9 protein-coding genes and 1 pseudogene are annotated in these 10996 nt (G+C 72.3%); 6 read left to right on the top strand and 4 right to left on the bottom strand.

The features are described from left to right. Positions 1–91: 91 nt before the first annotated feature. Positions 92–1621: an aldehyde dehydrogenase (NADP(+)) gene (locus ACF1BE_RS33545; RefSeq protein WP_392202771.1), complete on the bottom strand. Its 1530-nt coding sequence runs from the start codon at positions 1619–1621 to the stop codon at positions 92–94. Between the two features lie 130 nt (positions 1622–1751). Between ACF1BE_RS33545 and ACF1BE_RS33540 the strand changes: the two genes are divergently transcribed. The 6 genes and pseudogenes from ACF1BE_RS33540 to ACF1BE_RS33515 all read left to right on the top strand — a co-directional run. Next, on the top strand, positions 1752–2522 hold the full coding sequence (locus tag ACF1BE_RS33540) for an IclR family transcriptional regulator (protein WP_373910974.1): 771 nt from the start codon (positions 1752–1754) through the stop codon (positions 2520–2522). A 77-nt stretch (positions 2523–2599) separates the two neighbouring features. Next, positions 2600–3070, top strand: a complete 471-nt coding sequence (locus tag ACF1BE_RS33535; protein WP_392202770.1) for a GNAT family N-acetyltransferase — start codon at positions 2600–2602, stop codon at positions 3068–3070. 109 nt (positions 3071–3179) lie between these two features. Continuing rightward, positions 3180–4634, top strand: a complete 1455-nt coding sequence (locus ACF1BE_RS33530) for a peptidoglycan D,D-transpeptidase FtsI family protein (RefSeq protein WP_392202769.1) — start codon at positions 3180–3182, stop codon at positions 4632–4634. A 209-nt stretch (positions 4635–4843) separates the two neighbouring features. Then, positions 4844–5413, top strand: a complete 570-nt coding sequence (locus tag ACF1BE_RS33525) for a SigE family RNA polymerase sigma factor (protein WP_392202768.1) — start codon at positions 4844–4846, stop codon at positions 5411–5413. Further along, positions 5410–6264 carry a hypothetical protein gene (locus tag ACF1BE_RS33520; protein WP_392202767.1) on the top strand — a complete coding sequence of 285 codons (855 nt, stop codon included), beginning with the start codon at positions 5410–5412 and terminating at the stop codon, positions 6262–6264. Before ACF1BE_RS33525 ends, ACF1BE_RS33520 begins: the two co-directional genes overlap by 4 nt. 179 nt (positions 6265–6443) lie before the next feature. After that, positions 6444–7478 (top strand): annotated as a pseudogene (locus ACF1BE_RS33515) (glycoside hydrolase family 43 protein); the annotation flags it as partial. Positions 7479–7503: 25 nt separating this feature from the next. On the opposite strand, the gene ACF1BE_RS33510 reads toward ACF1BE_RS33515, so the two are convergent. The 3 genes from ACF1BE_RS33510 to ACF1BE_RS33500 form a co-directional block, all read right to left on the bottom strand. After that, entirely contained in the window at positions 7504–8301 is a 798-nt protein-coding gene (locus ACF1BE_RS33510) for an HAD family acid phosphatase (RefSeq protein ID WP_392202766.1), read from the bottom strand. A 154-nt stretch (positions 8302–8455) separates the two neighbouring features. Then, on the bottom strand, positions 8456–9562 hold the full coding sequence (locus tag ACF1BE_RS33505; RefSeq protein WP_392202765.1) for a pectinesterase family protein: 1107 nt from the start codon (positions 9560–9562) through the stop codon (positions 8456–8458). Positions 9563–9635: 73 nt separating this feature from the next. Beyond that, entirely contained in the window at positions 9636–10973 is a 1338-nt protein-coding gene (locus tag ACF1BE_RS33500; RefSeq protein WP_392202764.1) for a polysaccharide lyase family 1 protein, read from the bottom strand. Positions 10974–10996: the final 23 nt, after the last annotated feature.

The following is a 10996-nucleotide window of genomic DNA, read 5'->3' as shown; positions in this document are numbered from 1 at the left end:
CACCCGCTACGACAAACGCGCCCGCCACTACCAGGCGCTGGTCACCCTCGCCTGCCTACGACTCTGGCTGCCCTGACTTTGCGGACACGACCTAGCGCTCCAGGACCCCGTTGAACCGCCGGGGAAGTCCCTGAGGGTTGTCGTCGCGGAGTTCCGCGGGCAGCAGGGCCTCCGGCGCGTTCTGGTAGGCGACCGGCCGCAGCCAGCGTTCGACGGCCGTGCCCCCCACCGACGTGGATGTGGAGGTGGTCGCCGGGTACGGACCGCCGTGGTGCTGGGCCGGTGCCACGGCCACCCCGGTCGGCCACCCGTTGACCAGCACGCGCCCGGCCAGCGGGGTCAGTTCGGCGAGCAGCTCCGGCCCCCGGCCGTGGCCGGCGGCCTCCTGGGAGGACAGCTGGACGGTCGCCGTCAGGTTGCCCGGCAGCCGCGACAGCACCGCCGTCGCCTCGCCGTCGTCCTCGTACCGGACCACCACGGTGACCGGTCCGAAGCACTCCTCCAGCAGCAGGTCGTGCGCCCCCTCCTCGGTGAGCCGGCTCGCCGGCACGGTGAGGAACCCGGGGCTGACGGTGTGTTCGCCGCCCGGGCCCGGTGTCACCGGGGACTCCACGCCCTCCAGGCCGGCCCGCTCACGCACCCCGGCGACGAAGTTGTCCCGCATGCGGTGGTCGAGCAGCACTCCGGCCTCGGTGTCGCTGACGGCGTCGGCCAGGGACTTCACCAGCCGGTCGCCGCCCGTGCCGGACGGCACCAGCACCAGGCCGGGCTTGACGCAGAACTGGCCGGTGCCGAGGGTCATCGACCCGGCGAGTCCGCCGCCGATCTCCTCGGCCCGCTCGGCCGCGGCGGCCTCGGTCACCAGGACCGGATTGAGGGAGCCGAGTTCGCCGTGGAAGGGGATCGGCACGGGACGCGCGGCGGCGGCGTCGAAGAGCGCCCGGCCGCCCCGTACCGAACCGGTGAAGCCGGCCGCGGCGACCAGCGGGTGCCGGATCAGCTCGATGCCCGCGTCGAAGCCGTGCACGAGGCCGACGACACCCTCGGGGATGCCGTGCCCGGCGGCGGCCCGGCGCAGCACCCCGGCGACCCGTTCGGACAGGGCCGGGTGGTCGGGGTGCGCCTTGACGACGACCGGGCAGCCCGCGGCCAGCGCGCTCGCGGTGTCCCCACCGGCGACGGAGAAGGCGAAGGGGAAGTTGGACGCGGAGTAGACGGCGACGACGCCGAGCGGGACCTTGTAACGCCGCAGGTCGGGGACGGGCGGGGTCGCCGTGTCGTCGGGGTGGTTGATGATGACGTCGAGGAACGCGCCTTCGTCGACGATGTCGGCGAAGGCCCGCAGCTGGTAGGCGGTGCGGGCGAGTTCGCCGGTGAGCCGGGCCGGGCCGAGCGCGGTCTCGGCGTCGGCGGTCTCCACCAGGGCGTCGCCGGCCGCCTCCAGGCCCGCGGCGGCCGAGCGCAGGAAGGCGGCGCGGACCGCGCGGTCGGCGAGGGCGCCGCGCGCGGCGCATGCCGCCCGGACCGCCGAGTCCACCTCCTGGGCTGTGGCCTCCACCGCAACCTGTTCGCGCTGCTTCCCGGTGCGCGGGTCGACACTCCAGACTGGTGCTGCTGCCACCGCGGGTCCCTCCAGTTAAGGCCGCATTACGGGGTCAACCATCAGCCGCGTTCGATATACTGAACGCTGTCTCTGATGATGAATACGCTGCTCGGAGACTATTTCCCGGCGATTGAAGGGGTCAAGCGCGATGTCGGCTGGCGAGACAGGCGGGGCGCAGGTCAAGTCCGCGGTACGGACGGTCGAACTGCTGGAGTACTTCGCCGGCAAGCCCGGTATGCACTCCCTCGCGGCCGTCCAGGAGGCGGTGGGGTACCCCAAGTCCAGCCTGTACATGCTGTTGCGCACGCTCGTGGAGCTGGGCTGGGTGGAGACCGACGCGACGGGCACGCGGTACGGCATCGGGGTGCGCGCGCTGCTGGTCGGCACGTCGTACATCGACGGCGACGAGGTGGTGGCCGCCGCCCGCCCGACCCTGGACCGGCTCTCCGACGACACCACGGAGACCATCCACCTGGCCCGGCTCGACGGCACCAACGTCGTCTACCTCGCCACCCGCCAGTCCCAGCACTACCTGCGCCCCTTCACCCGCGTCGGCCGCCGGCTGCCCGCCCACTCCACCTCCCTGGGCAAGGCCATCCTCGCCACCTGCACCGACGAGCAGGTCCGCGCCCTGCTGCCGCAGACGCTGCCCGCGCTCACCGAACACACCATCACCGACCGGGAGAAGCTCATCGAGGAGCTGCACCAGGTCCGGGAGCAGGGCTTCGCGGTCGACCGCGAGGAGAACACGCTGGGCCTGCGCTGCTTCGGCGTGGCGATCCCGTACCGCACCCCGGCGCGGGACGCCATCAGCTGCTCGGTGCCGGTGGCCCGGCTGACGCCCGCCCACGAACAGCTGATCAAGGACGCGCTGTTCGACGCGCGGGACCGGCTGACGCTGGCGACCCGCAGGCTCTGAGCCCCGGCGCCGGGAACCCCGGGCCCGCGCCGCGTCCGTCGGCCCCGCGCGCCCGCGGGGTCGTAGGCTCGGGCCCCATGAAGATCGTGCTGCGCGCTGTCGAGGACGACGACCTGCCGGTGTTCTTCCGGCAGATGACCGACCCGGAGTCCCTCCGGATGGCCGCCTTCGGTCCCGCGGACCAGGGCGACCGGGCCGCCTTCGACGCCTGGTGGCAGCGGCTCCGGGCGTCCGATGCCGTGTCCCGCACGGTGCTCGCCGACGGGCGGGTGGCCGGCAGCGCGGTCGTCTACGGCGAGCCGGGCGGGCGCGAGGTGACGTACTGGATCGACCGCGCCGACTGGGGCCGGGGGCTGGCGACGGCGGCCCTGCGGGCGCTGCTCGCCGAGGTTCCGGAACGGCCGTTGTACGCGCGGGCCGCGGCCGACAACGTCGGCTCGCTGCGGGTGCTGGCGAAGTGCGGCTTCCGGGAGACGGCCCGGGCCCGGGAGTTCGCGAACGCGCGAGGCCACGAGATCGAGGAGGTCGTCCTCGTCCTGGAGAGCTGAGCGAGTTGGCCGCACAGGACGTGCCGGACCCGGTCCTCCAGGATGAGCGGGGCATGAGAAAACGGGGGTACGGGAACGACTGCCCCGTCCCGCTCGTCTTCCGGGCGGGATGAACAAGACGATCAGGCGGGCGTCCGTCTTCGCGCTGCTGCTCGTGCTCGCTCTGCTGGTCAGGGCGACCTGGGTGCAGTTCTACGACGGCAAGGCCCTCGCGGACGACAACGACAACCGGCGGAACGCGATCGAGACGTACTCGCGCCCCCTGGGGAACATCATCGTGGCCGGGAACGCGATCACCGGCTCGGCCCGGACGAGGGGAAGCGACCTCGCGTACAGACGGACGTACACGGACGGCAGGCTCTACGCGGCGGTGACGGGCTACGCCTCGCAGGCCTATGCCCCCACCCAGCTGGAGGGCATCTACCACGACCTGCTCAACGGCACGGACACCAAGCTGAAGACCGTGCTGGACACGGTCACCGGGAAGCGCGCCGATCCGGGCGACGTGCTCACGACGATCGACCCGGCCGTGCAGAAGGCGGCCTACCGCGCGCTCGGTGACAACAAGGGCGCGGCCGTCGCGCTCGACCCGAGGACCGGCAGGATCCTCGCCGTGGTCTCGACGCCGTCGTACGACCCTGCCGCCCTCACCGACGCCGACACCGCCGGTGCCGCCTGGAAGCGGCTCACCGCGGACAAGGGCAAGCCGCTCACCAACCGCGCGCTGCGCCAGCCGCTGCCGCCGGGCTCGACGTTCAAGCTGGTCGTGGCGGCGGCCGCGCTGGAGGACGGGCTGTACCGGAACGTGGACGAGCACACCGACAGCCCCGACCCCTACACGCTGCCCGGCACGGTGCAGGAGCTGAGGAACGAGAACAGGTCGGCTCCGTGCCGTGACGCCTCGATCCGTGTCGCCCTCCAGTACTCCTGCAACAACGTCTTCGGTCACATGGCCGTCCAGCTCGGGCAGGACAAGGTGAGGGCCATGGCCGAGAAGTTCGGTTTCAACGACGACCGGCGGGACGTGCCGGTGCGGACCTACGCCAGTGTCTACCCCACCGGCATGGACAAGGCGCAGACGGCGCTGTCCGGCATCGGCCAGTTCGACGTCACGGCCACCCCCCTCCAGATGGCCATGGTGTCGGCGACCATTGCCAACGGCGGCAAGCTGGTCTCGCCGCACATGGTGTCGCGGATCACCGACAGCGGCGGTGATGTGGTGAAGGACTACGACGACGACGCCGGCACCGAGGAGGTCATCGGCTCCGCCACCGCCGAGCAGCTCCGGTCGGCGATGGAGACGGTGGTGAAGGAAGGCACCGGAACGAACGCGCTGATCGACGGGGTGACCGTCGGGGGCAAGACCGGTACCGCCCAGCACGGGGAGAACAACAGCAAGACGCCGTACGCCTGGTTCACCTCGTACGGCAGGTCCGACGGCGACGGCAAGGAGGTCGCCGTCGCGGTGATGGTCGAGCAGTCGGACGCGGCACGCTCGGAGGTCAGCGGCAACGGGCTGGCGGCGCCGGTGGCGCGGGCCATGATGCGGGCGGCGCTGAAGTAGGTTCGCCCGCCCGGGGCGTGCGGCCCCCTCGATTCGGGCGGTCCTTCCGTGTCACAGTCGGGTTCGGCCGGCCATACGATGTCCGGCCCCCCGCACAAGGACACGAAACGATCACTGCTACGCTTCCGGATCTCCGTCCGGGCGCTCCGCCGGACCCTCGCATGTCATTCACATGACACTCACGAAGCCGCACCGAGAAGAGGTCACCCGTGGGCACAGTCGTGGACGACGCCGCCTCCGTGGAGTTCCGTGCCTTCTTCGAACGGCACTACGCCGAACTCTCCCGGCTCGCGCACCTGCTGACCGGTGAGGCGGACGCCGCCGACGACCTGGCGGCGGACGCGCTGCTGGCGCTGTGGCACCGCTGGGACCGGGTGCGCGCGGCCGACCATCCGGCCGCGTACGCCCGGGGTGTGGTCGCCAACCTGGCCCGCACCCGGATCCGCAGCGCGGTACGCGAGCGGCGGCGGATCGCGCTCTTCTGGTCGCGCGGCGAGGAGCGGACCGACGGCCCGGACGTCGCCGGTGTGGTGGACGTCCAGGAGGCGCTGCGCAGGCTGCCGTTCCGGAAACGGGCGTGCGTGGTGCTGCGGCACGCCTTCGACCTGTCGGAGAAGGACACCGCGCTGGCGCTCGGCGTCTCGGTGGGTACGGTGAAGAGCCAGACGTCCAAGGGCATGGCCGAACTCCAGCGGCTGCTCGGCCCGCGGCACGATCCGCGGCGGGTGCACGCGGCGATGGCCGCCCGGGGCGGCGAGAGCGGAGGAAGGAACCGATGAGGCAGCAGGACGTGCACGACGAGCTGCGCGCCCGGCTGCACGAGGCGGCCGGGGCCCACGAACCCGACCGCGCGCGCATCCTGGCGCGTGTGGAGCGGGGCATGGGCGCGCCGTCCCGGGCCGGCCGCCGGGCCGGACGGCCGCCGGCGTCCGGCTGGTTGCGGGTGGCCACCGCCACCGCGGCGGTGGCCGGGGTGCTCGCGGTCGGCGGGTACGCGGTGGCGTCCGCGGTGAAGGACGGACCCCCGGCGCGGCGGACCGTGGCCGCGTCGCCGTCCTCCGCACCGACCCCGTCCCCGGACGCGCCGGCACGGCCGTCCGCCCCGGCGCGCCCGACGCCCGGCGAGCACAGCACCGGACCGTCCCGCACGCCGGCGCCGCCCCCCTCCCGCACGCCGGGCGCCACCGCGCCGGCCCGGCCGCCGGCGGCGCGCGCCGAGCAGGACGGCCCGCTGTGGTCGGACGGTTCCGTGGACCCGCACAGCAACGACTTCTGGGCGCAGAGCAATCTGACCCTGAGAACGACGGAGCCGCTCACCGCCCTCACGGTCCGGCTGAGGATCGCGCAGACCGGCGGGGTGACGTCCGCGGGCGCCTGGCGCTCCCTTCCCGAGGCGGACTTCAGCCAGAGCGTCGAGGAGCGGGACGGTTTCCTCGTCTACACCTGGACCCTGAAGGAGGGCCGCACGGTGCCGGCGGGCCGGTGGGTGTTCGCGGGGCAGTACGACCACGCGCGCGGCGGCCGGGACGCGAAGGACGACTCGTACACCATGACGGGCACGGCGGACGGCCACGACCGCGCCGTGGCCGGTGACTTCGCCCCGCACGGCGACGGTGCCGGCGACTCCTGAGCCGGGTGCCCGCCCGGGACCGGGCGCGGCCACGGTGGCCGCGCGCGACGGACGGCCGGCACCGAAACTTTCGGCTGTCCTCGGGGGCCGCACACCGGTTGACGCCGTGTTCCCCCGCCGACCACACTCCGGGAGCGCACAGCACCGAACAGGATCCCCCACGCTCCCACAGGACTGTCATGCGTCTCAGAACTCCGTTGGTCCCGCTGCTCGCCCTCCTCCTCACCCTGGCGGCGGCCACGCCCGGCGTGGCGCACACCGCGCGCGCCCGGTACTCCGGCTATCTCTTCGTCTACTTCACCGGCGAGGGCACGGCCGACGGCGAACAGATCCGCTACGCCCTCAGCCGGGGCGACGACCCGTTGCACTGGCGGGAGCTGAACGGCGGGAAGCCGGTGCTGACGTCGGCCGTCGGCGAGAGAGGCCTGCGCGACCCGTTCGTCATCCGCTCCCCCGAGGGAGACCGCTTCTACCTCATCGCCACCGACCTGCGGATGTACCGGAACAGCAGCGGCAGCTGGGACGAGGTGCAGCGGCACGGCAGCAGGTCCGTCATGGTCTGGGAGTCCACCGACCTGGTGCACTGGACGGACGGCCGGCCGGCGAGGGTCGCACCCGAGAACGCGGGCAACACCTGGGCACCGGAGGCCTACTGGGACGACCGGCTGCACGAGTACGTCGTCTTCTGGGCTTCGAAGCTGTACGCGGACGACGACCCCGGCCACACCGGATCGACGTACAACCGCATGCTGTACGCGACCACCAGGGACTTCCGCACCTTCAGCGCGCCCAGGATCTGGGACGACCCCGGTTACTCGGTGATCGACTCGACCGTCGTCAAGGACCGGGGCACGTACTACCGTTTCACCAAGGACGAGCGCGACCCGTCCTCCGGCTCGCCCTGCTCGAAGTTCATCACCGGCGAGAAGTCGCGCGACCTGACCAGCACGTCGTACCGCCTCGTCGCCGACTGCATCGGGAGCGGCTCGGTCCAGCGCGGCGAGGGCCCGACCGTGTTCCGGTCCAACACCGGTAAGAAGTGGTACCTGTTCGTCGACGAGTACGGCCTGCGCGGCTATGTGCCCTTCGAGACCACGGACCTGGCGTCGGGGAAGTGGACTCCGTCCGCCGACTACGAGCTGCCCGCCAGCCCCCGCCACGGCACGGTGCTGCCGGTGACGGGGACCGAGTACGAGCGGCTGCTCAGGACCTACGGCTGAGCAGCCGGGGGACGAACCGTCAGGAGACGAAGTACGTCGGGTTCGGGAGCTTGTACGTGCGGTCCGCGTAACCGCCGTCCAGGTCCGAGTACTGGTCGCCGAAGTTGGCGATGATCTCGTACCCGAGGTCCTTCTCTATGTGCCTGCGGGTGCCCGCCTTGTACTGCACGGTCGTGCAGGTCCAGGTGCCCGGGGTGGCGCAGTCCTTCAGGTAGGCCGGCGGAGCGGCCTTGTCCTTGAGGAACATGTGGTCGGCGTCGAGGTTCACATCGGCGCCGACCTTCTTCAGGTTCGCCACGGCGGCGGTGCGCTGCGCCTCGCTGAGACCGGAGTTGTAGAACACCTCGACGCCCCGGGACGCGGCGTACCGCACCAGCTCCGGACTGCCGAAGACGGCCGGGCGGTCGGCGCGGTTCACGTAGTCGGCCCATGTGGTGCCGTCGTAGGTGTAGTTGTAGCGCTTCTCGTAGTCGAGGCTGAGCAGCAGCGTGTCGTCGATGTCGAAGACGACGGCCGGCTTCTCGCCCCGGTGGTGCGCCTTGCGGGCGGCCTTGTCGATGGCGGACCTGGCGTCGGCGTCGACGCGCGCCAGGTCCCTGGCGTACGGGCTGTCGGGGGACGCCTGGTAGACGCCGTGACTGTCCGCGGTGGTGCCGTAGTACGTGTCGATGTCCTTCACCAAGAGGCCCACGTTGTAGGGCTCATGGGTGGAGTTCGCCGTCGACTGACCGGCGGTTGCCGCGCCCGCGCCGTAGAGCGCCGCACCGGCGACGACACAGGCGGCGCCGGCGGCGGCCGCCTTGAGGGACTTCCTCATGAATTCTCCGGGTCTGGTGGATGAGAGTGATGTACCAGGTCACGGACTGTCTACGCGCATCACACTCGGACGGCGAGCCCTTTTACCCGATCGATATGCACTCACGGCGGATTGACGGACCGTCAGACTTGTCCGACTTGGGACTTCGGCCCGCTCAGCACTCCTTCCAGGGCGTCCAGTCCCCCAGCCAGGCCGCCCTGGTCGCCGACGCGGCCTGTTCCCGGGTGAGCTGGGGACGGTTCTCCGGCACCGTGATCACCGCGCCCGGCCCCCTGTCGCGGTACTCGGCGAACCGCTGCCGCTGCCAGGGATGGGCGGCCGACATGTCGGTGTAGGGGGCGGCCGTGTCGATGCCGGGACCGAGCCAGGTCTCGCGGACGGTGAGCATCGGGCGGGCGGTCGGGTCGGAGCTGGGCACCCAGGGGCGGGCCAGCTTGTAGCAGCCGTCCGGGGCCTCGCTGGTGACCCGCCCGCCGAGGACCAGGTAGCCGCGCGGGTTGGCGACGGCCGTGGAGGGCGCGAGGACGAAGCCGTACGGGGCTGAAGCGAGGTCGGTGCGGTCCAGGGTGCGGAAGCGGCAGTCCTCGTAGACGGCCGTGGCCCGGCCGAAGACGAAGTCGACGTCGCCCTCGACGTGACAGTGCGCGTAGTACTGGCGGGCGAAGACGCCGAGGGCGGTGGAGTCGGCGTAGAGGGTGTCCTGGTGGCCGAGGAAGCGGCAGTGCAGGAAGGCGCTGCGGTCGCCCTGCACCTTGGCGGCGACGGCCTGGGTGCCGGTGGTCTCCGGGTGGTCGGCGCGCAGCCAGTCGTTGGCGAAGGTGATCCAGCGGGCGGTGAAGCCGTCGGCCTGGACGGTCGTCGTCGCGGAGCCGGAGGTGCCGTACGTGCCGCCGCCCGGCTTGGGAGTGCCGGCCGCGTTGTCGTACACGATGACGACGTCGCGGGGGTTCTCCGAGGCACCGATCCAGGTCATCTCCGTACGGCCGGCGTCGACGGCGACCGTCTCCCGGTAGGTGCCGGGCGCGATGACCAGGGTCCGTCCGCTGCCGGTGGCGGCGGTCACCGCGGCCTGGACGGCGGTGAAGTCGCCCCGGCCGTACGGGTCGACGTACAGGGTGTCCGGGGTGAGGCGGCGGACCGGGGATCCGTACCGGCCGAACGGGCGCGGTGCGGCGGCGGCCCGGGCGGGCGCGGACGCGAGGCCGGGCGCGGCGGCGGCCACGGCGCCCGCGGTGAGGAAACCCCGTCGGGACAGGGGCATGGGTGTGCTCCTTCGGATGCGGCTCGGCCGGGAGGACGGGGGCTGGGGGCCGGGCCCGGCCCCCGGGGGGTGGTCAGCGCAGGCGTCCGGCGCCCGCGCGGTGGTCGACGAGTGGGGGCACGGCGCGCGGCCGGTCCACCCGGGTGCGCAGGACCGGCGTCCAGCCCGCCCCGGGCCGCAGGATCTCGCCGGGAACCTGGGCGTTGTGGGCGGCGATGAGGTCCGCCGGCGCGCCGTTGACGTAGTTGTCGGCGGCCGTGACCGGCGCCTCCTTCCACTTCTTCAGCACCGCCCCGGCCGTGACGCCGTCCGGCAGGGTGAAGGCGTTGTGCTCGGCGACGAGCTGGGACTCCATGCCGATGCCGTAGCTGTAGGAGTAGCCGTCGCCGGCGACGAAGTGGTTGTTGTACGAGTCCACCTGACCGAAGCGGACGCGCGGGGCCCGCTCGACCAGGTTCCGGAACAGGTTGTGGTGGAAGGTGGCCTTGAGGTGCCCACGGTCGACGGCGGCCGTGGCGGCGCTGTCGCTGTTGCCGACGAGGATCGTCTTGTCGTGGTCCCCGAAGACGTTCCAGGAGGCCGTGACGTAGTCGGCGCCCTTGACGATGTCCAGCTCGCCGTCGTGCTGTTCGTAGATCCGGCCGTAGTAGGACGGCAGGGTGCTGTCGGGGTGATCACCGTCGGTGAAGGTGTCGTGGTCGATCCACACATGGGCCGCCCCGTGGACGACGGCACTGTCGTACTCGGAGTTCCAGTTGCCGTCGGCGGTGTCGGTCGGATCCCACTGGGGGAAGCAGTCGAGGGGGCTCTCGAAGGTCAGGTTGCGGACGATGACGTTGTCGGCGTCCTTGATCTGGAGGCTGGCGCCCTGGAAGCCGGCGTCGCGGCCGATGCCGAGGATCGTCGTGTTGGCGGGGACGGCGGCCTTGACGAAGGCGTCCTGGCGGGCCGCGGAGGCGCGGCGCAGGCCCTCGGGGCTGTCGTCGGGCTCGTCGTCGAGGGTGCGCGCCCGCCCCCAGACCGCCGGGTCGTAGGTCTTCAGATAGGTGGCGAAGTCGTAGCCGGGGACGGCGAACGAGTCGCAGCCCGGCCCGTCGGCGTCGATCGTCCCCCTCACCCGGACGATCTTCGGCGCGCTGCCGCCGTCGGCGAGGGCGGCCTTGAACTGCTCCCAGGTGGTGACGGTGTACACGTGCGCGGAGTCGGCGGCGGCCCCGCCGGTGGTGCCGGTGCCGTAGGACGCCCAGCCGTCCCGGGCGGGCAGGACCTGGCGCTCCGGGCCGGTGTGGTGGGCGGTGCGGTGGCCGGTGGCCGTGCCGGACGCGGCGGCGGTGCCGGTGAGGGACAGCACGAGGGCCGTGCATCCCGCCAGCGCTGCTATGGCACGTCCATGACAGTTCGGTGTGCGCATGGTGCGGCTCTCCTCGATGACGG

The sequence above is a fragment of the Streptomyces sp. NPDC014991 genome (assembly GCF_043080665.1).
Classification (GTDB): Bacteria; Actinomycetota; Actinomycetes; order Streptomycetales; family Streptomycetaceae; genus Streptomyces.
This window is presented reverse-complemented; position numbering and strand designations above follow the sequence as displayed.

Bases quoted from the DNA above. Each gene is read 5' to 3' on its own strand.
- ACF1BE_RS33540 (WP_373910974.1), top strand. From the start codon at position 1,752: ATGTCGGCTGGCGAGACAGGCGGGGCGCAGGTCAAGTCCGCGGTACGG.
- ACF1BE_RS33535 (WP_392202770.1), top strand. From the start codon at position 2,600: ATGAAGATCGTGCTGCGCGCTGTCGAGGACGACGACCTGCCGGTGTTC.
- ACF1BE_RS33530 (WP_392202769.1), top strand. From the start codon at position 3,180: ATGAACAAGACGATCAGGCGGGCGTCCGTCTTCGCGCTGCTGCTCGTG.
- ACF1BE_RS33520 (WP_392202767.1), top strand. From the start codon at position 5,410: ATGAGGCAGCAGGACGTGCACGACGAGCTGCGCGCCCGGCTGCACGAG.
- ACF1BE_RS33510 (WP_392202766.1), bottom strand. From the start codon at position 8,301: ATGAGGAAGTCCCTCAAGGCGGCCGCCGCCGGCGCCGCCTGTGTCGTC.
- ACF1BE_RS33505 (WP_392202765.1), bottom strand. From the start codon at position 9,562: ATGCCCCTGTCCCGACGGGGTTTCCTCACCGCGGGCGCCGTGGCCGCC.
- ACF1BE_RS33500 (WP_392202764.1), bottom strand. From the start codon at position 10,973: ATGCGCACACCGAACTGTCATGGACGTGCCATAGCAGCGCTGGCGGGA.